The 25,144-nt window shown below is 62.6% G+C and carries 22 protein-coding genes; 10 read left to right on the top strand and 12 right to left on the bottom strand.

Annotation, left to right across the window (positions count from 1 at the left end; translation table 11 throughout):
- Window positions 1-121: 121 nt before the first annotated feature.
- Both LU684_RS21590 and LU684_RS21585 read right to left on the bottom strand, forming a co-directional pair.
- Entirely contained in the window at window positions 122-319 is a 198-nt protein-coding gene (locus LU684_RS21590) for a YbdD/YjiX family protein (RefSeq protein WP_003251633.1), read from the bottom strand.
- A 17-nt stretch (window positions 320-336) separates the two neighbouring features.
- Window positions 337-2,403, bottom strand: coding sequence for a carbon starvation CstA family protein (locus LU684_RS21585; RefSeq protein ID WP_016489096.1), 2,067 nt, complete (start codon window positions 2,401-2,403; stop codon window positions 337-339).
- Between the two features lie 177 nt (window positions 2,404-2,580).
- On the opposite strand from LU684_RS21585, the gene LU684_RS21580 reads away from it, so the two are divergent.
- Window positions 2,581-2,946: a PilZ domain-containing protein gene (locus tag LU684_RS21580; protein ID WP_232895003.1), complete on the top strand. Its 366-nt coding sequence runs from the start codon at window positions 2,581-2,583 to the stop codon at window positions 2,944-2,946.
- A gap of 263 nt (window positions 2,947-3,209) precedes the next feature.
- Window positions 3,210-4,727: a nucleobase:cation symporter-2 family protein gene (locus LU684_RS21575; RefSeq protein ID WP_016489098.1), complete on the top strand. Its 1,518-nt coding sequence runs from the start codon at window positions 3,210-3,212 to the stop codon at window positions 4,725-4,727.
- 172 nt (window positions 4,728-4,899) lie between these two features.
- On the opposite strand, the gene radA is transcribed toward LU684_RS21575, so the two are convergent.
- Window positions 4,900-6,270: a DNA repair protein RadA gene (gene radA, locus LU684_RS21570; protein ID WP_016489099.1), complete on the bottom strand. Its 1,371-nt coding sequence runs from the start codon at window positions 6,268-6,270 to the stop codon at window positions 4,900-4,902.
- 176 nt (window positions 6,271-6,446) lie between these two features.
- On the opposite strand from radA, the gene mscL reads away from it, so the two are divergent.
- Window positions 6,447-6,866, top strand: a complete 420-nt coding sequence (gene mscL / locus LU684_RS21565; protein ID WP_016489100.1) for a large-conductance mechanosensitive channel protein MscL — start codon at window positions 6,447-6,449, stop codon at window positions 6,864-6,866.
- A 33-nt stretch (window positions 6,867-6,899) separates the two neighbouring features.
- Here mscL and LU684_RS21560 read toward each other — a convergent pair whose 3' ends face one another.
- Entirely contained in the window at window positions 6,900-7,676 is a 777-nt protein-coding gene (locus LU684_RS21560) for a ferredoxin--NADP reductase (RefSeq protein ID WP_024718028.1), read from the bottom strand.
- Window positions 7,677-7,888: 212 nt separating this feature from the next.
- Between LU684_RS21560 and LU684_RS21555 the strand changes: the two genes are divergently transcribed.
- Together LU684_RS21555 and LU684_RS21550 are read left to right on the top strand one after the other, a co-directional pair.
- Window positions 7,889-8,596, top strand: a complete 708-nt coding sequence (locus LU684_RS21555; protein WP_060517403.1) for an autoinducer binding domain-containing protein — start codon at window positions 7,889-7,891, stop codon at window positions 8,594-8,596.
- A 96-nt stretch (window positions 8,597-8,692) separates the two neighbouring features.
- On the top strand, window positions 8,693-9,817 hold the full coding sequence (locus LU684_RS21550) for a methyltransferase (protein ID WP_023047385.1): 1,125 nt from the start codon (window positions 8,693-8,695) through the stop codon (window positions 9,815-9,817).
- A 174-nt stretch (window positions 9,818-9,991) separates the two neighbouring features.
- Here LU684_RS21550 and LU684_RS21545 read toward each other — a convergent pair whose 3' ends face one another.
- The 3 genes from LU684_RS21545 to LU684_RS21535 are packed head-to-tail and all read right to left on the bottom strand — an operon-like array spanning window position 9,992 to window position 12,604.
- Window positions 9,992-10,147 (bottom strand): DUF2474 domain-containing protein, encoded by a 156-nt coding sequence (locus LU684_RS21545; RefSeq protein WP_016489104.1) that lies wholly within the window; start codon window positions 10,145-10,147, stop codon window positions 9,992-9,994.
- A gap of 9 nt (window positions 10,148-10,156) precedes the next feature.
- Entirely contained in the window at window positions 10,157-11,164 is a 1,008-nt protein-coding gene (gene cydB / locus LU684_RS21540; protein ID WP_016489105.1) for a cytochrome d ubiquinol oxidase subunit II, read from the bottom strand.
- Between the two features lie 3 nt (window positions 11,165-11,167).
- The gene (locus LU684_RS21535; RefSeq protein WP_016489106.1) at window positions 11,168-12,604 is read right to left on the bottom strand and encodes a cytochrome ubiquinol oxidase subunit I; all 1,437 of its coding nucleotides are present in this window, start codon (window positions 12,602-12,604) and stop codon (window positions 11,168-11,170) included.
- Between the two features lie 356 nt (window positions 12,605-12,960).
- Between LU684_RS21535 and LU684_RS21530 the strand changes: the two genes are divergently transcribed.
- The 3 genes from LU684_RS21530 (at window position 12,961) to trmA (ending at window position 16,781) form a co-directional block, all read left to right on the top strand.
- Window positions 12,961-14,181 carry an MFS transporter gene (locus LU684_RS21530; RefSeq protein ID WP_191086972.1) on the top strand — a complete coding sequence of 407 codons (1,221 nt, stop codon included), beginning with the start codon at window positions 12,961-12,963 and terminating at the stop codon, window positions 14,179-14,181.
- Between the two features lie 222 nt (window positions 14,182-14,403).
- A complete protein-coding gene (locus LU684_RS21525) occupies window positions 14,404-15,699 on the top strand; it encodes an NCS2 family permease (RefSeq protein ID WP_016489108.1) in 1,296 nt (431 codons plus the stop codon).
- Complete coding sequence (gene trmA / locus LU684_RS21520) at window positions 15,696-16,781, top strand: tRNA (uridine(54)-C5)-methyltransferase TrmA (RefSeq protein WP_060517401.1); 1,086 nt, start codon at window positions 15,696-15,698, stop codon at window positions 16,779-16,781. The genes LU684_RS21525 and trmA overlap by 4 nt, the downstream gene beginning before the upstream one ends.
- Window positions 16,782-16,879: 98 nt before the next feature.
- Here trmA and pcaG read toward each other — a convergent pair whose 3' ends face one another.
- Window positions 16,880-17,485 (bottom strand): protocatechuate 3,4-dioxygenase subunit alpha, encoded by a 606-nt coding sequence (gene pcaG / locus LU684_RS21515; protein ID WP_003251601.1) that lies wholly within the window; start codon window positions 17,483-17,485, stop codon window positions 16,880-16,882.
- Between the two features lie 10 nt (window positions 17,486-17,495).
- Window positions 17,496-18,215 carry a protocatechuate 3,4-dioxygenase subunit beta gene (gene pcaH / locus LU684_RS21510; RefSeq protein WP_016489110.1) on the bottom strand — a complete coding sequence of 240 codons (720 nt, stop codon included), beginning with the start codon at window positions 18,213-18,215 and terminating at the stop codon, window positions 17,496-17,498.
- 201 nt (window positions 18,216-18,416) lie between these two features.
- On the opposite strand from pcaH, the gene ypfJ reads away from it, so the two are divergent.
- Together ypfJ and LU684_RS21500 are read left to right on the top strand one after the other, a co-directional pair.
- Window positions 18,417-19,310 carry a KPN_02809 family neutral zinc metallopeptidase gene (ypfJ, locus tag LU684_RS21505; protein WP_016489111.1) on the top strand — a complete coding sequence of 298 codons (894 nt, stop codon included), beginning with the start codon at window positions 18,417-18,419 and terminating at the stop codon, window positions 19,308-19,310.
- A 173-nt stretch (window positions 19,311-19,483) separates the two neighbouring features.
- Complete coding sequence (locus LU684_RS21500) at window positions 19,484-21,403, top strand: HAMP domain-containing methyl-accepting chemotaxis protein (RefSeq protein WP_060517399.1); 1,920 nt, start codon at window positions 19,484-19,486, stop codon at window positions 21,401-21,403.
- Between the two features lie 134 nt (window positions 21,404-21,537).
- On the opposite strand, the gene ggt is transcribed toward LU684_RS21500, so the two are convergent.
- From ggt to LU684_RS21485, 3 genes are all read right to left on the bottom strand, one after another.
- Entirely contained in the window at window positions 21,538-23,205 is a 1,668-nt protein-coding gene (gene ggt, locus LU684_RS21495) for a gamma-glutamyltransferase (RefSeq protein WP_016489113.1), read from the bottom strand.
- 117 nt (window positions 23,206-23,322) lie between these two features.
- Window positions 23,323-24,219, bottom strand: a complete 897-nt coding sequence (locus LU684_RS21490; RefSeq protein WP_016489114.1) for a LysR family transcriptional regulator — start codon at window positions 24,217-24,219, stop codon at window positions 23,323-23,325.
- 182 nt (window positions 24,220-24,401) lie between these two features.
- Window positions 24,402-24,995, bottom strand: a complete 594-nt coding sequence (locus LU684_RS21485) for an NAD(P)H-dependent oxidoreductase (protein WP_016489115.1) — start codon at window positions 24,993-24,995, stop codon at window positions 24,402-24,404.
- Window positions 24,996-25,144: the final 149 nt, after the last annotated feature.

Below are 25,144 nucleotides of genomic sequence, written 5' to 3'. Positions count from 1 at the left end.
AAACAGTGGCCTCATCGCCGGCAAGCCAGCTCCCACAGGTACTGCACAGACTTGTGGCCTATGGAGTACCTGTGGGAGCTGGCGTGCCGGCGATGAGGCCGGACAGGTCAACGCTTAGGGTTCAACAGCATTTGGGCCCGGACTTGCCGCCGTAACGGGCTTCCTGGCGTTCGCGGAAGAACGCCTCGTAGCTCATCACCGGCTTGTCCGGGTGCGTCTTCTGCATGTGTTCGACATAGTTGTCGTAGTCGGGCATACCGACCATCAGGCGGGCTGCCTGCCCCAGGTATTTTCCCAGTCGACCCAAGTCGTTGAACATGATTGCAGTCCTCTCGATTACGCGTCAGGCAGGGCCTGGAACGGGGTTTCCTTGTCGCTGCGCTCCTTGCGGCCCCAGGCGGCGTAGCCGACCTTGATGGCGAAGAACAGGATGCTGAAGACCACCAGCAGGAACAGAATCGTCAGGCCCGCGTTGGTGTAGGCGTTGAAGATCACGTGCTGCATCTGCCCGATGTCCTTGGCCGGGGCCAGTACCTGGCCGGCGTCCAGTGCAGTGCTGTACTTCTTGGCCAGGGCCAGGAAGCCAACGGCCGGGTTCGGGTCGAACAGCTTGATCAGGCCTGCGGCAGTGGTGCAGATCAGCAGCCACACGGCCGGCACCAAGGTGACCCAGATGTAACGCTGACGCTTCATCTTGATCAGCACCACAGTACCGAGCATCAAGGCGATACCGGCCAGCATCTGGTTGGAGATGCCAAACAGCGGCCACAAGGTGTTGATGCCACCCAGCGGGTCGATCACGCCCTGGTACAGCAGATAACCCCACATTGCCACGCAACCCGCGGTGGCAAGCAGGTTGGCCCCCCACGACTCGGTGCGTTTGAGCGCCGGCACGAAGCTGCCAAGCAGGTCCTGCAGCATGAAGCGCCCGGCACGGGTACCGGCGTCCACCGCCGTGAGGATGAACAGCGCCTCGAACAGGATCGCAAAGTGGTACCAGAACGCCATGGTGTTCTCACCTGGCAACACCTGGTGCAGGATCTGCGCGATACCGACCGCCAGGGTTGGCGCACCGCCGGCACGGGCCAGGATGGTGTGCTCGCCGATGTCACGGGCGACGGCTTCGAGCTGCTCGGGGGTGATCAGGAAGCCCCAGCTGCTGACCGTCTGCGCCACCGAGGCAACGTCTGCGCCCACCACGGCGGCCGGGCTGTTCATGGCGAAGTACACGCCCGGCTCGATCACAGACGCGGCGACCATGGCCATGATGGCAACGAACGATTCCATCAGCATGCCGCCGTAACCGATGTAGCGGGCGTTGGTTTCGTTGTCCAGCAGCTTGGGCGTGGTCCCCGAAGAGATCAGCGCGTGGAAGCCGGACACCGCACCACAGGCAATGGTGATGAACAGGAACGGGAACAGGGTGCCCTTCCATACCGGGCCAGTGCCGTCGGTGAACTGGGTCAGCGCGGGCATTTTCAGCTCGGGCGCGATGATCAGGATACCGATGGCCAGACCAACGATGGTGCCGATCTTGAGGAAGGTCGACAGGTAGTCACGCGGCGCCAGCACCAGCCACACCGGCAGCACTGCGGCGACGAAGCCGTAGCCCACCAGCATCCAGGTAATCTGCACGCCGGTGAAGGTGAACGCCGGGCCCCAGACCGGATCCGCAGCAATTACGCCGCCCAGCCAGATCGAGGCCAGCAGCAGTACCACGCCAACGACCGAGATCTCGCCAATGCGGCCCGGACGGATATAGCGCATGTAGATGCCCATGAACATCGCGATCGGGATGGTCGCCATGACGGTGAACATGCCCCACGGGCTCTCGGCCAGGGCCTTGACCACGATCAGCGCCAGCACCGCGAGGATGATGATCATGATCAGGAAGCAGCCGAACAGGGCGATGGTGCCCGGAATGCGGCCCATCTCCTCACGCACCATGTCGCCCAGCGAACGGCCGTTGCGGCGGGTGGACAGGAACAGGACCATGAAGTCCTGCACCGCACCGGCCAGCACCACGCCGGCGATCAGCCACAGCGTGCCGGGCAGGTAGCCCATTTGCGCGGCGAGCACCGGGCCGACCAAGGGGCCTGCGCCGGCGATGGCAGCGAAGTGGTGACCGAAAAGAATGTGTTTGTTGGTCGGGACGTAGTCCAGGCCGTCGTTGTTGAGCACCGCAGGGGTAGCACGGCGCGGGTCCAGTTGCATCACCTTGGTAGCGATGAACAGGCTGTAGTAACGGTAGGCAACCAGGTAGATGGCCACTGCCGCGACCACGATCCACAAGGCGTTGATTGCCTCACCGCGACGCAGGGCGACCACACCCAGCGCGCAGGCCCCTATGACTGCCAGCGCCAGCCACGGAATGTGGCGTAGCAGGCTATTATTGTTGTTCATGGTTAGCTTCCAGCTGGTGGATTGGAAAGACCGCCCACCGAGTCTAGGGCGAGTCATCGCGCATTGCCACACTTGCTTTGGTCTAGAGCCTCTGCGGCCAGATTGCGGTACCTGATGCACGTAGCATTTTAACTATAGTCAGGATGTCACTTTAGGACCTACCCGAGGATCCATGCCATGAGCGATCACGACGAACGCCGCCGTTTCCTGCGTATCCCGTTCGACGCCCCGACCAGGCTGTGCCAGGGCGAACGTTGCTGGGAGGTGAAACTGCTCGACCTGTCCCTCAAAGGCCTGCTGGTCGAAAGCCCGCAACCCTGGGATCCCGACCTGAGCCAGGACTTCGAAGCCTACATTGTGCTCAACGACGAAGTGACCGAGGTGCAGACGCAGGTCGAACTGCGCCACGAAGAACCGAACCGACTGGGCTTCATCTGCTTGTACATCGACATTGATTCGATGAGCCATTTGCACCGTCTTGTGGAATTGAACGGGGCTGACAGCACCAGAATGATGCGTGAGCTGCGCGAACTCATCGAATAATGAAATCTTTTAGCTAGCTAATAGCCTTCCCGCGTTGTGTTTCCTGTCTACCCAGACAGCTTTAAGGCTGGGTAGCTGCACTTTGTACACACCCCTCTAATACAGCATTTGATGAGTTGGTACGCCTTCTGCATTGGGTTTTCGCACATCCGGAGGCCGCCGATGTGCGCGCTCCGATCAAAATATTGTATACAATTCTAGTGGCAATCATTTGCAGGAACTGTCTACAGTAGCGACACAAAAATAAACAGAGAGCCTGCTCCATGACTACGTCCCCTAGCACGTCTCCCGCCAAGCGCCCCGAGGACGAAAACCTCGGCCTTGGTGCCAACCTGGCCTACGGTCTGCAACATGTGCTGACCATGTACGGAGGGATTGTCGCGGTACCCCTGATCCTGGGGCAGGCCGCAGGCCTCAACGGCGCCGAGATCGGCATGCTGATTGCCGCCTCGCTGTTTGCCGGTGGCCTGGCCACCCTGCTGCAAACCCTCGGCCTGCCGTTCTTCGGCTGCCAGTTGCCGCTGGTGCAGGGCGTGTCGTTTGCCGGTGTGGCGACCATGGGTGCCATCCTCAGCAGCGAGGGCGGCGGTGGCCTGCCCGGTGTGCTCGGCGCAGTCATGGCAGCATCGCTGATCGGCTTTCTGATCACCCCGGTGTTCTCGCGCATCACCAAGTTCTTCCCGCCGCTGGTGACCGGCATCGTCATCACCACCATCGGCCTGACGCTGATGCCGGTCGCCGCTCGTTGGGTGATGGGCGGCAACAGCGCTTCGCCGGAATTTGGCAGCGTGGCCAACATCGGCCTGGCGGGGCTGACCTTTGCCATCGTGCTGCTGCTGAGCAAGCTGGGCAGCGCGACCATCTCGCGCCTGTCGATCCTGCTGGCCATGGTGTTCGGCACCCTCATCGCCTGGGCGCTGGGCATGACCGACTTCAGCAAGGTCGCCGAAGGCCCGATGTTCGCCTTCCCCACGCCGTTCCACTTCGGTATGCCGGAATTCCACATCGCCGCGATCCTGTCGATGTGCATCGTGATCATGGTAACCCTGGTGGAAACCTCGGCCGACATCCTCGCCGTGGGTGAGATCATCGAGACCAAGGTCGACTCCAAACGCCTGGGCAACGGCCTGCGCGCCGACATGGCATCGAGCATCCTGGCGCCGATCTTCGGCTCGTTTACCCAGAGCGCGTTCGCCCAGAACGTTGGCCTGGTGGCCGTGACCGGGGTCAAGAGCCGTTACGTGGTGGCCACGGGTGGCGTGATTCTGGTGGTACTCGGCCTTCTGCCGGTCATGGGCCGGGTGATTGCGGCAGTACCGACCCCGGTACTGGGCGGCGCGGGCATCGTGCTGTTCGGCACCGTGGCGGCCAGCGGTATCCGCACCCTGTCCAAGGTCAGCTACAAGAACAACGTCAACCTGATCATCGTCGCGGCTTCGCTGGGCTTCGGCATGATCCCGATCGCCGCACCAACCTTCTACCACCACTTCCCGAACTGGTTCGAGACCATCTTCCACTCGGGCATCAGCTCGGCGGCAATCATGGCCATCCTGCTGAACCTGATATTCAACCACTTCACCACCGGCAACTCGGAAAACCAGTCCGTGTTCGCTGCAGCTTACGAACGCACCATCCAGTACTCCGACATTTCCGCGCTGCGTGATGGCGACTACTTCAAGGATGGCAAGCTGTTCGATGCCGAAGGCAACGAAGTGCCGATGCTGGAGCTGGACGAGCATGGCAACCAGACGGTCAGGCGCGAGGCAGTTGCCGAGCATTGACCGCTGACTGAGCGGTGAGAGGGGGGCCGACGCGCATCGTCGGCCCCTTTTTCGTTTGACTGTACTGGCCCTATCGCCGGCAAGCCAGCTCCCACAGGTACTGCACAGGACCTGGAAACTGTGGTCCTGTGGGAGCTGGCTTGCCGGCGATAGGGCCGGGCCTGACTACGGATTACTCGAACAATGCATCCAGGGCCTGTTCCAGACGGGTGACGGCAATTACCTGCAGCCCCGCCGGCGCCTCTTTCGGCGCATTGCCCTTGGGCACGATCGCCCGCTTGAAGCCATGCTTGGCCGCTTCCTTCAACCGCTCCTGCCCGCTAGGCACCGGCCGCACCTCGCCCGACAGGCCGATCTCGCCAAACACCAGCAGCCCATGGGCCAGTGGCCGGTTACGCAAGCTGGACATCACCGCCGCCAGCAGCGCCAGGTCCGACGCCGTTTCCAGCACCTTGACCCCGCCTACCACATTTAAGAACACGTCCTGATCGTGGGTGGGAATACCGCCGTGGCGGTGCAGCACCGCCAGCAACATGGCCAGGCGGTTCTGGTCCAGGCCCAGGGTTACCCGGCGCGGGTTGGCCAAGTGGCTGTCGTCGACCAGCGCCTGTACCTCGACCAGCATTGGCCGGGTGCCTTCCCAAGTCGCCATCACCACACTGCCCGGTACTTCTTCCTGGGTACGGTTAAGGAAGATCGCCGACGGGTTGGACACCTCTTTCAGGCCCCGGTCGGTCATGCCGAACACGCCCAGTTCGTTGACCGCACCAAAGCGGTTTTTCACCGCTCGCAACAAGCGCAGGCGGCCGTCGGACTCACCTTCGAAATACAGCACGGTATCGACCATGTGCTCCAGTACCCGTGGGCCGGCCAGCGAGCCTTCCTTGGTCACGTGGCCGACCAGGAAGATCGCCGTGCCGCTCTGCTTGGCGTAACGCACCAGTAGCGCCGTGCTCTCGCGCACCTGGGCTACCCCGCCAGGAGCCGACTGCAACTGCTCGGTGAAAATAGTCTGGATCGAGTCGATCACCATTACCCGAGGCTTCTCGACCCGCGCGGTGGCGATAATGGTTTCAATACAGGTTTCGGTCATGACCTTGAGCTTGTCCTGGGGCAAGCCCAGGCGCCGCGAGCGCATGGCCACTTGCTGCTGCGACTCTTCACCCGTGACGTACAGCGCCGGCATGCCCGAGGCAATGTTGCACAAGGTCTGCAGCAGGATGGTCGATTTGCCGATGCCTGGGTCGCCACCAATCAGCACCACCGAGCCATCCACCAGGCCACCGCCCAACACGCGGTCCAGTTCGGTGCTGCTGGTGGTGAAGCGCGGGATTTCCTCAACGCTGACTTCGGCCAGGGTCTTGATCTGCGCTTGCTGGCCGGTCCAGCCGGCGCGGCCGCTGCTGGGCGCGGCCGCACCACCGCTTTCGATCATGGTTTCGACCAGCGTGTTCCAGGCTCCGCATTCGCCACACTGGCCGGCCCATTTGGGGAAGGTCGCGCCGCACTCGGTGCAGCCATACAAGCGCTTGGCCTTGGCCATGGGTGGGGTCTCCTGGAAAAAACCGCCATCATAGCCGAGCAGGACGTGTCTCGAACGCTTCGGGATGCGACAAAACTATTCGTTCTAAGCGCAGTCAGTAGCCCTGAACACAACGCATGAAGCGTTTTAGTGGCTTACACTGCGTTAACCTTACCTTTTGTTACAAGGAACCAAACATGGGCATGATCAGTGAGTTCAAGGCCTTCGCGGTCAAAGGCAATGTCGTCGACATGGCGGTCGGTATCATCATCGGCGCGGCCTTCGGCAAGATCGTCTCGTCCTTCGTCGGCGACGTGGTCATGCCGCCACTGGGCCTGTTGATCGGGGGGGTGGACTTCAGCGACCTGGCCATTACCCTGAAGGCTGCCGACGGTGACATTCCGGCAGTGGTGCTGGCCTATGGCAAGTTCATCCAGACCGTGATCGACTTCCTGATCGTTGCCTTTGCCATCTTCATGGGGGTGAAGGCGATCAACAGGCTCAAGCGCGAAGAAGCCGTGGCACCGACTGCGCCGCCGGTGCCTTCTGCTGAAGAGACGCTGCTGACCGAAATTCGCGATTTGCTCAAGACGCAGAACCAGAATCGGTTGCCTTGAGGTTGCTGGGGCCGCTTTGCGGCCCCAATAGCATTACCAATAGTTTTCGACCGCCACCTGCCCCGGCCGCTTGCTCAGGCTCAGCTGCAAGTCACGCGCCTTCAGCACCTTGCGAGTTTCATCGATCATCTCCGGGTTACCGCACAGCATCACCCGCGAATGCTCGGGCGACAGCTCCAACCCCGCCGCCTGCTCCAGCTCGCCATTCTCGATCAGCGTGGTAATCCGCTGATTCAAAGCCCCGGGGTGCTGCTCACGGGTCACCACCGGAATGAACTGCAGCTTGCCGGCATACTCAGCCAGATAGTCGCGCTGCTCCAGCCCTGCGATTTCATCCACGTAGGCCAGCTCTTTCGCTTCACGCACCGAATACACCAGCTTGATGCTGTCAAAACGCTCCCAGGCTTCGAAGTCCTGCAGGATCGACATGAATGGCGCAATACCGGTGCCGGTCGCCAGCAGCCACAGGTCGCGCCCGCCCACGAAGCGGTCAAGGGTAAGGAAACCGAAGGCCTGGCGGTCGATCAGCAAGGTATCACCCGCCCCCAGCCGGCTCAGCTCACTGGTGAACTCCCCCCCTGGCACCACGATGGAGAAGAAGTCGAGGTGCTCGTCATGGGGTGCGCTGACCATGGAGTAGGCGCGCCACACCACGCTGCCATCGGCCTTGGTCACACCAAGGCGGGCGAACTGTCCGGAACGGAAGCGGAACCCCGCATCGCGCGTAACCCGCAGGCTGAAGAGGTTCGGCGTGAGCGGCTGAACATCGAGCAGGGTCTGGCGGGTGAACTTTTCGGCGCTAGCGGTCATATCGGGCTCCAGGGTTGACGTGCGCACAGTGTCGCGCAAAGTGGCGCGGATAAAAACCACTGCTTTGTAGGGCCTCACACAACCGGATCGTGCCGAATTTGCAGAAACCCCTAAGCGCTATAACAAAAAATTCCCAACGCCATGCTAGGTCTTTTCCTACAATAAGCCGGGTACCCAAATGGATTGGATCCGACGCACCCGAGGAATTTCTGATGCTTCACTGGAATCCCGAACACCTTCAAGCGTTCGTCAACGAACGCAGCCCACGGAAGCTGTTCGACATCGCGGTACATCTGGCGCAAGACCTGGACATGGAGTACCTCGGGCTGAACATGCGCATCCAGATCGCCACGCAGACACCCAGGGTGTACCTCTACAGCAACTACCCGGCGGAGTGGATCGAGCGCTACCAGCGCGATGAGTTCTACAAGCAGGACCCGGCCGCCAGCGTCAGCCACAGTTCGACCATGCCGGTGCTGTGGACCGACGAACTGTATCGTGAGGCCCCGCAGTTTCGCGAAGCGGCCTGCCAGTACGGCTTGCGTCATGGCTGGACGCAATCACTGCACGACCTGCAGCACAATGAAAGCCAGATCAGCGTGGCCAGACCAGCCCAATCAATCGACATCGTGGAGCTGTACGACAAGGCCGGCAGCGTGCAGTGGCTGTGCCATACCCTGCATGCCGTACTCGGCGAACACCACCTGAGCGCACTGTGCCCACCGCAACCTAAAATGAGCGAGCGTGAACTGGAAGTACTGAAATGGTCGGCCGCTGGCAAGACCGCAGCCGACGTGGCTTGCATCCTGTCACTGTCGCAGAGCACCGTGAACTTCCATATCCGCAGCGTGATCACCAAGACCAACGCCGCCAACAAGGCCGGCGCCATCGCCATCGCTGCCCTGCGTGGCTGGATCTGACCTTCAGACCTGCGACCTTGGGCAAAGCCCTGTAGAATTGCCCGGCAAAGCCCGGGGCGAACCGCAACGGGCAGTTTCATACCCGAGCCAGACGCCATGCCCCTGTTGACCACCCCCTACGCCGAACTCGACCTGATCCGCCAGCCGGAACAGGCCAACGACCCGCTGCAGGCGTTCGACGCCGCCGACGAGTACCTGCTTGCGCAGTTGCACGCACAGGCACCCGACGCCAACTGCCGGGTACTGGTGCTCAATGACAGCTTCGGTGCCCTGGCCGCCAGCCTGGCGGGCCGGCTGCAGGTGGTCAGCAGCGGCGATTCTCACCTGGCGCACCTTGCCCTGGAAAAGAACCTGGCGCGCAACGGTTTGCCGTTCGACAGCGTGCCCTTCGTACCGGCCAGCGAACACTGGAATGGCACGTTCGACCGGGTGCTGGTGCGCGTGCCCAAGACACTGGCCCTGCTTGAAGAACAACTGATCCGCCTGCAGGGCCACCTGGCGCCAGGCGCGCAGGTGATTGCCGGGGCGATGATCAAGCACTTGCCACACGCAGCCGGCGACCTGATGGAAAAGTACATCGGCCCGGTGCAAGCCTCGCTGGCGCAGAAAAAGGCTCGCCTGCTGACCGCGACGCTGGCCGAACGGCCGGCCGCAAGCTCGCCCTACCCGAGCCGCTACCGCCTCGACGCGCCTGCGCTGGAGCTGGTCAACCACGCCAACGTGTTCTGCCGTGAAGGCCTGGATATCGGCACCCGGGCATTCCTGCCACACCTCCCACGCGACTTGGGCAACGCACGGGTGGCGGACCTTGGCTGCGGCAATGGCGTGCTGGCAATTGCCAGCGCACTGACCAACCCCGATGCCCAGTACACGCTAGTCGACGAATCGTACATGGCGGTGCAATCGGCGCAGGAAAACTGGCAAGCCGCGTTGGGCGAGCGCCCGGCGACTTTCATTGCAGCCGATGGGTTGGCAGGGGTGGAGAAGCAGTCGCTCGATGTAGTGCTGTGCAACCCGCCGTTCCACCAGCAGCAGGTGGTGGGCGATTTCCTTGCCTGGCGCATGTTCCAGCAGGCGCGCGAAGCGCTGGTGGTGGGTGGGGCGTTGTATATCGTGGGTAACCGCCACCTGGGCTATCACAGCAAGCTGGCGCGGTTGTTCCGAGGGGTGGAGCAGGTGGCGGCGACGCCCAAGTTCGTCATCCTGAAAGCCCGCAAGTAAGCCCCTGCGGGCATCCTGTGGGAGGTTGCCCAGCCCTTGGGCTGCGCTGTCACGCAGAGAACACCGGTCATTGTGGGCGTGGGCTTGTCCCGCGAAGGGGGCCGCGCGGTGCATGGCACCGGCTTTGCCGGTGTTCGCGGGGCAAGCCCGCTCCCACAGATGTCCCCGTTGTTCTCAATGGGTGGTCAATCCTGCTGCTCCCATGAAAAGCCGCATCACCCACGCTGCCACCCCCAGGGCCGCAACGCTCATTGCCCAGATCAGCACCAGCCAACCCAGTCGCTGCCACAGCGGTTTCTTCTCTTCCAGGCCATGTTTGCCGGTCATCATGCGGCCCTCCTAGTGATAGCCGTCTTCATGGGTCACCTTGCCGCGGAACACGTAGTAGCTCCAGAAGGTGTACATGAGGATGAACGGCAGGATAAACAGCGTGCCCACCAGCATGAAGCCCTGGCTTTGCGGTGGCGCTGCAGCATCCCAGATCGAAATCGACGGCGGGATGATGTTCGGCCACAGGCTGATGCCCAGCCCGCTGTAGCCGAGGAAGATCAGCACCAGGGTGAGCAGGAACGGCGTGTAGTGCGCATTGCGCGCCACCGCCTTGAGCAGCCCGTAGAACGTCACCAGTACCAGCAGCGGCACCGGCATGAACCAGATCAGGTTAGGCATGCTGAACCAGCGGTCGGCAATCTGTGGATAAGCGATGGGTGTCCACAGGCTGACGATACCGATCACTACCAGCAATACCAGCGCCAGCGGCCGTGCAAGATCGTGCATCTTCTGTTGCAGCGACCCTTCGGTCTTCATGATCAGCCAGGTGCACCCTAACAGCGTGTAGGCAACGATCAGCCCCACGCCACAGAACAGGCTGAACGGGGTGAGCCAGTCGAGGGTACCCCCGGCAAAATGCCGGTCGACCACTTTGAAGCCTTCGAGGAAGGCGCCCAGGGCCACGCCCTGGAAGAAGGTAGCGACCAGTGAGCCCCAGATGAACGCCTTGTCCCAGATATGCCGCTTGTCGGAGGTGGCCTTGAAGCGGAACTCGAAGGCAACACCGCGGAAGATCAAGCCAATCAGCATCAGGATCAGTGGCAGGTACAATGCTTCGAGTATCACTGCATAGGCCATCGGGAACGCCCCGAACAGCCCGGCACCGCCCAGGACCAGCCAGGTTTCGTTGCCGTCCCATACCGGGGCGACGGTGTTCATCATCACATCACGGTCCTGCTCGCCCTTGACGAAGGGGAAAAGCATGCCGATCCCCAGGTCGAAACCGTCCATCACCACGTACATCATGACGCCGAAGATGATGATTACGGCCCAGATCAGCGGAAGGTCGATACCCATGGCTCAGTCCTCCTTGCTCAGGCTGGCAGTCTTGGCCTCATGGCCATCATCGGCGGCAGACAGCGGCCGCGCGGGCGTGCGCTTCTGGCCAGGTCCGCCCGGTGTAGGCGCGTCGCCTTCTCCAGTCTGCGGGCCCTTGCGCACCAGGCGCATCATGTAGCCAAGCCCGGTGCCGAACAGGGCGAAATACACCACCACAAAGGCCACCAACGTGAAACCAAGCTGGGCGTAGCTGTGATTCGACACACCGTCCGCCGTACGCATCAGGCCATACACCACCCACGGTTGGCGGCCGATCTCGGTGGTGAACCAGCCGGCGAGCAATGCGATCAGCCCGGAGGGCCCCATCCATAGCGCCATATACAGGAACGGGCGGGAGGTATAGAGCGTGCCGCGCTTGCGTAGCCACAGGCTCCACAGGCCAACGAAGATCATCAGGAAGCCGAGCCCGACCATGATCCGGAACGACCAGAAGACGATGGTGGAGTTGGGCCGGTCCTCGGGTGGAAACTCCTTCATCGCCGGCACCTGCTTGTCCAGGCTGTGGGTCAGGATCAGGCTGCCGAGCGCCGGGATCTCGACCTTGAAGCGCGTGGTCTCGGCCTTCATGTCGGGGATACCGAACAGGATCAACGGGGTCGGCTCGCCAGGTACATTCTCCCAATGCCCTTCGATCGCCGCGATTTTCACCGGCTGATGCTTGAGCGTATTGAGGCCGTGGAAGTCGCCGATCACCGCCTGGACCGGAGCCACGATCAACGCCATCCACATGGCCATCGACAGCATTTTGCGCACAGCCGGGTTGTCACGCCCACGCAGCAGGTGCCAGGCCGCCGAGGCGCCGACGAAAAAGGCTGTGGAAACGAACGCGGCCGTGGCCATGTGCATCAGTCGGTAGGGGAACGATGGGTTGAACACCACTGCAAACCAGTCCACCGGCACCACCCGGCCATCGATGATCTCGTGGCCTTGGGGGGTTTGCATCCAGCTGTTGGAAGCGAGGATCCAGAACGTGGAGACCAGCGTGCCGAGCGCCACCATGCACGTGGAGAAAAAATGCAGGCCGCGGCCCACACGGTTCCAGCCAAACAGCATGACGCCAAGGAAACCCGCCTCGAGGAAGAAGGCGGTCAGTACTTCATAGGTCAGCAGCGGTCCGGTCACGGCGCCGGCAAACTCGGAGAAACGGCTCCAGTTGGTGCCGAACTGGTAGGCCATGACCAGGCCAGAGACGACGCCCATGCCGAAGTTGACGGCGAAGATCTTCGACCAGAAGTGATAGAGGTCGCGGTAGACCTGCTGGTGGGTGCGCAGCCATAGCCCTTCGAGGACTGCCAGGTAGCTGGCCAGGCCAATGGTGATGGCCGGGAACAGGATGTGGAACGACACGGTAAAGGCAAACTGCATTCGGGCGAGCTCTAAGGCCTCTATTCCGAACATGGTGCTTCCTCTTCAGATAATCCGGCGTCCGGGCTTGTGGCCCCGTCGCCCACTGCCCCCACGGTAGTCGAGTGCGGCGCGTTGGAATTGTTCTGTTCGATCGTGGGGATTCCGGCCCGCAGGCCAATTCGTTCGTCGGTTGTTGCAAAAGCAACGGTTGACCCAGATCAACGAATGCCTAGAAGCATAGTCCCGAATAGGCCGGCGAGCCGTGTGGTTGTTTGTCGCGTGACCCGTTGCCCCACCCTCTTTCATACAGCGTGAAAAAGTGCCGATCCGGGCAAACAGTAACCACTTGTTACAAACAGGTGATACGCTGCGCACCCCCTCTACTGCGCCGAGGCCCTTGGTTTCCGATGTCCGATTCCGCACCGCAGTTGTTGCGTCACCACCGTCCCTTCCTGGCCTTCTGGCTGGCCCGTGTATTCACCGCCAGCGGCTTTCAGATGCTCACCGTGGCCATTGGTTGGCACCTCTACCAGTTGACCGGCAATGTGCTGGACCTGGGCCTGGTCGGCCTGGTCGAGTTCGCCCCGCGTGTGCTGTTCATGCTGCACACCGGGCATGTGGCTGACCGCTATGACCGGCGCAAGGTCGCTGCCCTGTGCCAGAGCCTGCAGGGGCTGATTGCCCTGGCACTGGCCGTAGGCAGCGCCACCGACAACGTCACCCGCGAGTTGATCTTCGCCCTCGCCTTCCTGCTCGGCGCCACGCGCTCGTTCGAAATGCCGGCAACCCAGGCGCTGTTGCCCAACGTGGTGCCGCCCGGCCTGTTCCCTCGGGCAGTGGCAGCGTCGGCGTCGGCGACCCAGTCGGCAACCATCGTGGCGCCGGCGGTGGGCGGCTTCCTGTATGCCTTTGGCAGCCTCTGGGTGTATGGCCCCACCGTGGCCCTGTACGCCATCGCCTGCGTGCTCACCCTGAGCCTGCAGGCACGCGGCCAGGTCGTGCAGCGCGGGCGCGCCAGCATCGAATCACTGCTGGCCGGCATCCGCTTCATCCGCAGCCGGCCCGATATTCTCGGGGCCATTTCGCTGGACCTGTTCGCTGTATTGCTGGGTGGGGCCACCGCGCTGCTGCCGGTGTTCGCCAAGGACATCCTGCTGACCGGCCCGCTGGGCCTGGGCCTGCTGCGCTCGGCACCGGCGGTGGGGGCGTTGTGCATGTCGCTGTGGCTGGCACGCTTCCCGTTCGAGCGCAACGTCGGGCGGACCATGTTTACCGCTGTCGGCGTGTTCGGCGTGGCCACCATCGCCTTCGGCCTGTCGACCTCGTTCTGGTTCTCGCTGGCGGTGCTGGTGGTGCTAGGCGCGGCGGACATGATCAGCATGGTCATTCGCAGTTCGTTCGTGCAGCTGGAGACACCAGATGAAATGCGTGGCCGGGTAAGCGCGGTGAACGGGTTGTTCATTGGTGCCTCGAACCAGCTCGGCGAGTTCGAATCCGGGGTGACGGCGCACTGGTTTGGCACAGTGCCGGCAGTGGTGATGGGCGGGGTGGGCACGCTGCTGGTGACCGGGGTGTGGATTAAAATGTTCCCGACACTGGCCAAGCGGGACCGGTTGCATAACGGTTGATCAGTTGCCTGTGCCGGCCTCTTCGCGGGACAAGCCCGCTCCCACAGGGCCGGTACCGGCTATGGAAACCCATTCCCCAACGGCCATAGGCCCCTGCCAAGCATGCTGGTATGATGCGCGGCTTTTTTCCTCCCCACACAAAACCACGGCAACCGGTACGGTCTGTGCTTTGCTGATGGGGTCGATACATTCATGGCGCCGGGGGCGCCTTGGGGAGCGGGCATGCTGGAAAGGCTGTTTCAACTAAAAGCACACAACACCAACGTGCGCACCGAGATTCTCGCGGGCGTCACCACCTTCCTGGCGATGGCCTACATCCTGTTCGTCAACCCGAGCATCCTCGGCGAGACCGGCATGGACAAGGGCGCGATCTTCGTCGCCACCTGCCTGGCAGCGGCCATCGGCTCCACCACCATGGGCCTGATTGCCAACTACCCGATCGCCCTGGCGCCGGGCATGGGCCTGAACGCGTTCTTCACCTACACCGTGGTGCTGCACATGGGCCACACCTGGCAAGTCGCGCTGGGCGCGGTGTTCCTGTCGGCGGTGATGTTCTTCCTGCTGTCGATCTTCCGCATCCGCGAGTGGATCGTTAACAGCATCCCGCTGCCGCTGCGCTCGGCCATCGCTGCTGGTATTGGTTTGTTCCTGGCGCTGATCGCCTTGCATAACGCGGGCATCGTCGTCGATAACCCAGCCACCTTGGTGGGCATGGGCGACCTCAAGCAGCCCTCGGTGATTCTCGCCACGCTGGGCTTCTTCCTGATCGTCGGCCTTGAGTCGCTGAAGGTGCGCGGCGCGGTGTTGATCGGCATCCTGGCCGTCACCGTCGCGTCGATCGCAATGGGTGTGACGCCGTTCGGCGGGGTCGTGTCGATGCCCCCTTCGCTGGCACCCACCTTCCTGCAGCTGGACATCGCCGGTGCCCTCGATGTGGGCCTGATCAGCGTGATCTTCGCGTTCCTGTTCGTTGACCTGTTCGACAACTCCGGCACCCTGATCGCCGTGGCCAAGCGCGCCGGCCTGATGGGCAAGGACGGCCACATGCCGAAGATGGGCCGCGCCCTGATCGCCGACAGCACCGCCGCCATGGCCGGTTCCCTGCTGGGGACCTCGACCACCACCAGCTATATCGAGTCCGCTGCGGGCGTGAGCGCCGGTGGCCGCACCGGCCTGACCGCCATCGTGGTTGCCGTGCTGTTCCTGCTGGCGTTGTTCTTCGCTCCGCTGGCCGGTAGCGTGCCGGCGTTCGCCACCGCACCGGCGCTGCTGTTCGTCGCGGTGCTGATGGCCTCGGGCCTGGCAGAAATAAACTGGGACGACGTCACCGAAGCCGCGCCGGTGGTAGTGACCGCCCTGGCCATGCCGCTGACCTACTCGATCGCCAACGGTATCGCCTTCGGCTTCATCTCCTGGACCGCCGTCAAGCTGATCTCCGGCCGCCACCGCGACCTGAACCCGGCCTTGGTGATCCTTTCCATCCTGTTCGTCATCAAGCTGGGCTGGTTCAACGCATGAGTGCTGCTTTCGACCCCTCCTCCTACGCCACCCAGCTGGACGCCAAGGTGGCCCGGCTACGCGAGCTGCTGGCGCCCTTCGGTGCGCCGGAACCCGCAGTTTTCGACTCGCCGCGCGAGCACTACCGCCTGCGCGCCGAGTTCCGCCTGTGGCGCGAGGACGGCCAGCGCCACTACGCCATGTTCGCCCCGGGCGACAAGCACAAGGCGATTCTGATCGACGATTTCCCCATTGCCAGCGAGCGCATCAATGCACTGATGCCGCGCCTGAAGGCGGCCTGGCAAGCCAGTGAGGAACTGGGCAATCGCCTGTTCCAGGTGGAGTTCCTCACCACCCTGGCCGGCGATGCGATGATCACGATGTGTTACCACCGCCCGCTGGACGAGGCCTGGGAAGCGCAAGCGCGGCAACTGGCCGAAGCGCTGGGTGTGAGCGTGATTGGCCGCTCCAAGGGCAAGCGCCTGGTGATCGGCCGCGACTACGCGGTGGAAAAACTCGACGTGGCCGGCCGTGTGTTCAGCTATCGCCAGCCGGAAGGTGCGTTCACCCAGCCCAACGGCGCGGTGAACCAGAAAATGCTGAGCTGGGCCTACGAGGCCATTGGCGAGCGCCAGGACGATTTGCTGGAACTGTACTGCGGCAACGGCAACTTCACCCTGCCACTGGCCACCCGCGTGCGTCAGGTCCTGGCGACCGAAATCAGCAAGACCTCGGTCAATGCTGCGCTCAGCAACCTCGAAGAGAACGCTGTGGATAACGTGCGACTGGTGCGTTTGTCGGCAGAGGAGCTGACCCAGGCGCTGAATGAGGTGCGGCCGTTCCGTCGTCTGGAAGGCATCGACCTGAAGAGCTACGCGTTCGGTACGGTGTTCGTCGACCCGCCGCGGGCAGGGATGGACCCGGACACCTGCGAGCTGACCCGGCGTTTCGAGCGGATTCTGTACATCTCGTGCAACCCGGAAACCCTGGCGGCGAACATCGCCCAGTTGCAGGACACCCACCGCATCGAGCGCTGTGCGCTGTTTGACCAGTTCCCCTATACCCACCACATGGAGAGTGGGGTGTTGCTGGTTCGGCGTTAAAGCATTCGCGGGGCAAGCCCGCCCCCACAGGACAGTGCAGTACCTGTGGGAGCGGGTTTGCCCCGCGAATGGGCCGCAAAGCGGCCCCGGGCTTCAACTCAGAAGTCGAAGAAGACGGTCTCGCCTTCCCCCTGAATACGGATATCGAAACGATACGCCGTTTTCCCATCCACTTCGCAACGCTTGGCAATCAAGGTTTCACGCCGCTGCGGCTGCTCAATCAGGTTGAGCACCGGGCACTTGGCGTTGGCTTGGGCTTCATCATCGAAGTACAGGCGCGTGTGCAGGTGGATGTTGATGCCACGGGCAAACAGGCTGATGTTGATGTGCGGCGCCATCGGCACGCCAGCAGCATTGTTCACCACACCCGGCTTGACCGTGTGCAGCGTCCACTCGCCAGCATCGAAGGTGGTGGCGGTGCGGCCGAAGCTGTTGAAGGCGTTCTCCAGGTTGTAGGCATCCTGATACTCGCCATTGGCGTCGGCCTGCCACACTTCCAGGAACGAGTCGCGCACCAGGTGGCCGTTACCGTCATACACCTGGCCGAGTAGCAGAATGTGCTCGCCTGGCGCGTCCGGCTTGGCCAGGCGGTTCCAGATTTCCTGATCGCGGGTCGGGTTGCCGGCCGCTTCCAGGGCCAGGCCGATGTGCACGTAGGGGCCGGCGGTCTGCGAAGGGGTTTCCGGCAGCAGTTCGATTGGCATGGCGGGTTCCTCAGCAGTTTTCGAAGTGGGTCTTGCGCTGGCCGCGCAGCACGATGTCAAAGCGGTAGGCCAGGCAGTCCATCGGGTTGGCGTTGCTCATGTCGAGCTTGGCGATCAACTGCTGTACAGCTTCAGGGTTGGCGATCGACTTGACGATCGGGCACATCGGGATCAGCGGGTCACCCTCGAAATACAACTGGGTGATCAGCTTGGTCGCAATCGACGGGCCGCTGATGCCGAAGTGGATGTGCGCCGGGCGCCAGTCGTTCGGGCCGTTGCGCCATGGGTACGGGCCCGGCTTGATGGTGCGGAAGCTGTAGTAGCCGTCGCTGTCGGTCAGGCAACGGCCGACACCACCAAAGTTCGGGTCCAGCGGTGCCAGGTAACGGTCGTTCTTGTGCCGGTAGCGGCCACCGGCGTTGGCTTGCCACATCTCCACCAGGGTGTTCGGCACAGGCTTGCCGTACTGGTCGACGACGCGGCCGGCCACAATGATGCGCTCGCCGATTGGCAGGCCACCGTTGTTGAAGTTCAGCAGCAGGTCATGGTCGTGGGCGCCGAAGCCCAGGTGGGAAAAGTTCGGACCAGTGGTTTCGCTGATCGACTGTGGAATGCTGACCAGTGCCTGGCGCGGCGAGCGGGCAATGGACGTTTTGTAGTCAGGCGTAAGGGCTTTGGGGTGCCAGTTGCGATCACGGATCACGAAGCGGCTGTTGTCCTGGGCGGGCATGCCGGTTTCCTCTCTTGGAATTATGTGAACGCCTGGGCGTGGCAGGCGGACTTACAGTTTCCGGCAGGTCGCGGCCATTGAATATTGAAATCGACCACTAGTTCCATAACCAAATGGTTATGGATGAACACTTTGGCCTGACACCTGACGCTGCCGTGAACTAATCTTTGTCTTCTTGTTTCACGGCTCGGGAGAGCACACATGGAATGGCGAAAAGGCCGACGCAGCGACAACGTGGTCGATGCCCGGGGCGAAGGTGGCGGTGGCGGCGGCATGCGCTTCGGCGGCGGCAAGGGGCTGGGGCTCGGCGCAATTCTGCTGATCGTCGGCATCGGCTGGCTCACGGGGCAGGACCCGTTGCAGATTCTTGGCCAGCTCACCGGCCAGATGGCGCAGCAGCAACAGCAGACAGCGCCCAGTGGTGCGGGCGGCAAGGCGCCACCGGCCAACGACCAGCAAGCCGAGTTCGTTGCCTCGGTCCTGGGCGACACCGAAGACACCTGGAAAGCGCTGTTTGCCGAAGCCGGCAAGCAATACCGTGACCCCAAGCTGGTGCTGTTCAGTGGCCAGGTCAATTCGGCCTGCGGCTTTGCCTCGGCGGCCGTGGGGCCCTTTTACTGCCCGGCAGACCAGCGGGTTTATCTGGACATGTCGTTCTTCCGTGAAATGGAAACCCGCTTCGCTGCGGCCGGCGACTTCGCCCAAGCCTACGTGATTGCCCACGAAATCGGCCACCATGTGCAGACCCTGCTGGGCGTTTCGGCCAAGGTCGACGCCGCCCGCCGCAACGGCCAGCGCATGGAGGGCGACAACGGGCTGCTGGTACGCCAGGAGCTGCAAGCCGACTGCCTGGCCGGCGTATGGGCCTACCAGGCGCAAAAACGCCTGAACTGGCTGGAGCCGGGCGACGTCGAGGAAGCGCTGAACGCGGCCAACGCCATTGGCGATGACCGCCTGCAACAGCAAGGCCGCGGCCGCGTGGTACCGGACTCCTTCACCCATGGCACCTCGGCGCAGCGAGTGCGCTGGTTCAAGGCCGGGTTTGCGCAAGGTGAGGTGAACAGCTGCGATACCTTCAGCGCGCGCAGCCTCTGAAACTGCCGGGGCTGCATAGCGGCCCCTGGTTATCCAGTTACAAATCTGCTGAAAAAGCGTTTCAGCTTCCCGGATCATTGCCGATAACCCCTGCACGAGTCAGCGGGCACCCAGAACAACAACGCCTTGCGATCGAAGATCAAGAGAGCGAAAACTACTTCTGGAGTGCGTGCATGAACAGCTGGTTCGCCAACATCAGCGTCAACCTAAAACTTGGCCTGGGCTTCGGCCTGGTGCTGATCCTCACTGGCCTGCTGGCCCTGACTGGCTGGACCAGCCTGGGCAGCCTCATCGACCGCAGCAACTGGATGGGTGACATCGGCCAGCTCAACAAAGACCTGACCGACCTGCGTATTGCGCGTCTGCAGTACATGATCGCCAACGGCGACGATGCCGCCGCCGCCAACACCCAGACCAAGCTGGATGCCTTCAGCAAGCAGCAGGCCTACCTGGCCAGCACCTTCAACAGCCCGGACAACGTCAAACTGCTGAATGAGCTGGGCGCAACCATCAGCGCCTACAAGGTGTCGCTCAACAAGATGCGCCAAGGCTACGACGCCACCCGCGCAGCCCGCGTCTCCATGGACAGCTCGGCCACCCGCGCCGATCAGGCGATGGACGCCCTCAGTCAGGAAGTCATGGCGCGCCCAGAGGCCGACAGCGTACGCCTGGCCCAGTACCTGTTGATCAGCAAGGCCCGCCAGCAACTGCTGCAGGTGCGCATCGACGTGCGCGGCTACATTGCCGACAACAGCGCTGCCAACGAGCAGGCCGCCCTGCGCCAGCTGGATGCAGCGCTAGCCGATATCGACAACCTCAAGCGCCAGCTGCCCACCGAAGACGCCCGCCTGCAACAGTTCGAAAGCGCGGTACTGGCCTACCGTGACGCCGTGCGCCAGTTCCGCGACGCGGTCGCCAACATCACCACCTCACGCGCCGAAATGACCGTGCAGGGCGCCGATATCGTCAAGCGCAGCGATGCGCTGTACCAGATCCAGCTGGAACGCCGCGACATCGAGAGCACCCAGGCCCGTAGCCTGCAGGCCATCGCTACCCTGCTGGCACTGCTGGTCGGCATCCTGGCAGCGGTACTGATCACCCGCCAGATCACCGGCCCACTGCGTGAAACCCTGGTAGCGGTGGAAAAGATCGCCAGCGGCGACCTCACCCACCACGCGCGCATCACCCGCCGCGACGAATTGGGCGTGCTTCAGCAAGGCATCGCGCGCATGGGCACCACCCTGCGCGAGCTGATCAGCGGCATCCGTGATGGCGTCACCCAGATCGCCAGCGCCGCCGAAGAGCTGTCGGCGGTCACCGAGCAGACCAGTGCCGGCGCCAACAGCCAGAAGGTCGAAACCGACCAGGTGGCCACTGCCATGCACGAAATGGCCGCGACCGTTCAGGAAGTGGCGCGCAACGCCGAGCAGGCCTCGCATGCCGCCACCGGTGCCGACGACGAAGCCCGCGCCGGCGACCGCGTGGTCGGCGAAGCGATTGGCCAGATCGAGCGCTTGGCGGAGGACATGCACCGTTCCACCGAAGCCATGAACCTGCTGCAGCAGGAAAGCCAGAAGATCGGTAGCGTGATGGACGTGATCAAGTCGGTGGCCGAACAGACCAACCTGCTGGCGCTCAATGCGGCGATCGAGGCGGCACGGGCTGGCGAGGCCGGGCGTGGTTTTGCCGTGGTCGCCGACGAAGTGCGCGGCTTGGCCCAGCGCACGCAAAAGTCCACCGAAGAGATCGAAGAGCTGATTGCCAGCCTGCAGCATGGCACCCAGCAAGTGGCGAACGCCATGCAGGGCAGCCGTAGCTTGACCGACAGCAGCGTCGAGCTGGCGCGCAAGGCCGGAGCCTCGCTGGAGAACATCACCAGTACGGTGTCGGGCATCCAGTCGATGAACCAGCAGATTGCGGCGGCGGCGGAGCAGCAGAGTGCGGTGGCTGAAGAGATCAGCCGCAGCATCCTGAATGTGCGTGATGTGTCCGAGCAGACGGCGGCGGCCAGTGACGAGACGGCAGCGTCGAGTGTGGAGCTGGCGCGGTTGGGTGGGCAGTTGCAAATGCTGGTCAGCCAGTTCCGCGTCTGACCTGGGTAACCCGGGGCCGCTTTGCGGCCCTATCGCCGGCAAGCCAGCTCCCACAGGGACCGCACAGGCCTCGTGGGCATCGGCATCCCTGTGGGAGCTGGCTTGCCGGCGATAGGGCCGGTACAGGTGTCCGCTTACTTGACGATCATCCCCACCCCACGCCCACGCGGATCGGAAGCGGTCTCAAGCTTCGCCCCATCCACCCGGATCGCCTGGATATCGCCCATCTCCCAGCCTTGGTCCTCAAGCACGTAGCCCATCTTCTTCAGCTCATCCGCCACCGGCCCGGTCAGGGGTGCATAGCTGTCAAAGTAGATAGTGTCCTTGGGCAGCAACTGATGGTGCACGCGCTGTGCCGCCACCGCCTTGTCCAGCGGCATACCGTAGTCGTACAGGTTGTTCATCACCTGAAAGATCGAGGTGAAGATCCGCGAACCGCCTGGGGTACCGATGACCAGCTCGACCTTGCCATCACGGGTCATAAGGCTGGGGCTCATCGAGGACAGCATGCGCTTGCCCGGTTCGATTGCGTTGGCATCGCCACCGACTACGCCAAAGGCATTCGCAGCGCCTGGCTTGGCGCTGAAGTCGTCCATCTCATCGTTGAGCAGGAAGCCTGCGCCCTTCACCACCACGCCACTGCCGTAGTCGAGGTTGAGGGTGTAGGTGTTGCTGACCGCATTGCCCTGCTTGTCCACGATCGAGAAATGCGTGGTCTGGTGCGGCTCAAGGCCCGGTTTGACCTTGTCGGTGTCGGAAATGGCCTTGGGGTTGACCTGCGCGGCGCGCTTGGCCAGGTAGTCCTTGGCCACCAATTGGTCCACCGGCACCTTGGTAAAGGCCGGGTCGCCCAGGTAGTCGGCACGGTCAGCGAAAACGCGCTTCTCGATTTCGGCCAACAGGTGAATGTACTGCGCCGAGTTATGCGCTACGCCCTTGAAGTCCGCCGCGCGGTCTTCCTTGATGCCCAACAGCTGGGCCAGGGCGACACCGCCAGAACTTGGCGGTGGTGCGGTATAGACCACATTGCCACGCCAGCTCACCGCCATCGGCTCACGCCATACGGCTTTGTAATCCTTCAAGTCATCCTTGGTGATCAGGCCCTTGTCAGCCTGCATCTGTGCCACCAGCAGGTCGGCGGTCTTGCCCTGGTAGAACTCGCTCACGCCCTTGTCGGCAATGCGTTCCAAGGTCTGAGCCATTTCTGGCTGCTTGAACAACTCGCCGACCTTCATGTTGCCAAAGTAGTCATTGAAGTTGGTCGCAGTCTTGAACATGCCCTGGGCATCGTTGCGGTACTGGTACTGTTTTTCAGCCACCTTGAAACCGTTTTTCGCATAGCCGATGGCCGGGGTCAGCAGCTCGCTCCAGGGCAGCTTGCCGAACTTCTGGTGCGCCTCCCACAGGCCCATCACCGTGCCTGGCACACCCGCAGCGCGAACTCCGACCAGGCTCAGGTTTTCGATGACCTCACCCTTGTCGTCCAGGTACATGTTGCGTGTAGCGGCCTTTGGCGCGACTTCGCGGTAGTCGAGGAAGTACGGCTTGCCGTCGACGAACAGGGTCATGAACCCACCACCGCCAATGTTACCGGCCTCCGGATAAGTCACCGCCAGGGTGAAGGCAGTGGCCACTGCGGCATCTACCGCGTTACCGCCCTTTTTCAGAATATCGGCGGCGACCTGTGCACCATATTGATCGGGTGCAGCCACCGCGCCGCCCTCCAGCGTGGCGGCATAAACCGAGGAACAGCTCAGGATCGCGGCTGCGAGAGCCAGGTACTGGAACGGGACAATACGCATGACACTTCCTTGGTGTTGTTTTTGTTGAGCACTCAGTAAGACCCAAGCGTTTCGACTGTGCAATCAACCGTAGGAAATTTCGCCGCCTGTGGACAGGATCTGTCGCGTTCAGGCAACTCAGCAGGCGTACATCGCCAGCTTGCGCTGGATGAAATCGAGGAAGCACTGGATACGCAGCGCCAGCTGGGTGTTGCGGTAGTACACCGCGTGGATCGGCTGGCGGTAGCCATTGTTGGCCTCGCTCAGCAGCACCTGCAGGCGCCCGGTGCGGATGTCCTCGTGGGTCATGAAGTGCGACAGGCTGACGATGCCCTCGCCGGCCAACGCCAGCTGGCGCAGGGTTTCACCGCTGGAGGCGATCAGCGCCGGGCGGATGCTGAAGCGGTCACCCTGAGCGTGGCGCAGCGGCCAATGGTTGAGCGATTCGGGCTGGCTGAAACCGAGCAGGCAGTGGCTGGCAAGGTCTTCGACCCGCTGCGGCGTGCCGTGCTGCTCAAGGTAGGCCGGGCTGGCCAGCACCTGTACCGGGCTGCACCCCAGGTTGCGTGCGTGCAGGCTGGAATCGGCCAGCTCGCCAATGCGGATCGCCACATCGGTGCTTTGCTCCAGCAGGTCGATGATCAGATCATCGGTGTTCAGTTCAAGCTCGATGCCGGGGTACTGGCGACGAAACTCGCCGATCCACGGCAGGATGGCATGCAGCATGAACGGCGCAGCGGCGTTGATACGCAAGCGCCCGCTGGGTGTCTGGCGGTTCATCGACAGACGCTCTTCCATCTCGTTCATCTGCTCCAGAACCTGCCGCGAGCGCTCAAGGAAGTAACGGCCCTCTTCCGTGAGGTCCATGCGCCGGGTGGTGCGGTTGACCAAGGTGGTACCCAGCTTGCCCTCCAGGCGCGACAAGGTGCGGCTGACGGCGGATGGGGTCTGGCCCATCTGCTCGGCGGCAGCAGAAATCGAGCCGCAGTCGATGACGGCGACGAATACCTGGAGTTCTTCGGATCGGGTTTTCACATCTGGGCCTGTGGTTGGTCTGCGCAAGGATTAGATAGCCGCTTGTCGAGGCCACGTCCAGCGGCGCCTTTACCGGCCTCTTCGCGGGGCAAGCCCGCTCCCACAGGTTTTGCACAACTATCAGGAACTGTGGAGAACTTGTGGGAGCGGGCTTGCCCCGCGAAGAGGCCGGTAAAGGCAACCTACTGCTGTGCCCTGCCGAACACCTTGTCCAGATGTGCTTCATAAGCAGCCAACGCCGCCGGCACATCCGGGCGCTTCATCACATCCACCGCCAGGTAAGTCGGCAGGCCAGTCATGCCAAGGAACTGGTTGGCCTTGTGGAACGGGAAGTACACGGCATCCACACCTTTGCCTTCGAAGAAGTCGCTCGGGTCATCGAACGCCTGCTGCGGCGCATTCCAGGTCAGCGACAGCATGTACTGCTTGCCGTGCACCAGCCCACCGCTGCCGTATTTCTGCGAGTGGTCCGAACGGGTACGGCCATCGTTGGCGTAAAGGCTGCCATGGCCCGCGGTAAAGACTTCGTCGATGTACTTTTTCACGGTCCAGGGTGCGCCCATCCACCAGCCCGGCATCTGGTACACGATCACATCGGCCCAGAGAAACTTCTCGACCTCGGCCTGCACGTCGTAGCCGCCGTCGATGAAGGTCTGCTGCACATCGTAACCGGCACGGTCCAGGTGAGCGATGGCCGCTTCGTGCAAGGTCGCGTTGAGGCGGCCTTCGGAATGGGCGAACTGTTTACCACCATTAAGCAGAAGGATCTTTTTCATGCTGGCCTCCCGGGCCGAGTGAAAATTTGATGCCGGCAGGTTAGAGGCTCGCGGGGCTGGGATACAGCAATGACGGGGCAAAATACAATTGAGCAGAAGTCACGAATGGGTAAAGCATTATTGCCTTAGAATCGTTTCACCACCCATCA

It is taken from the genome of Pseudomonas sp. NMI542_15 (assembly GCF_021283425.1).
Lineage (GTDB): Bacteria > Pseudomonadota > Gammaproteobacteria > Pseudomonadales > Pseudomonadaceae > Aquipseudomonas > Aquipseudomonas fortuita.
The sequence above is the reverse complement of the archived record's forward strand: the minus strand, read 5'-3'. Positions and strand labels throughout refer to the sequence as shown.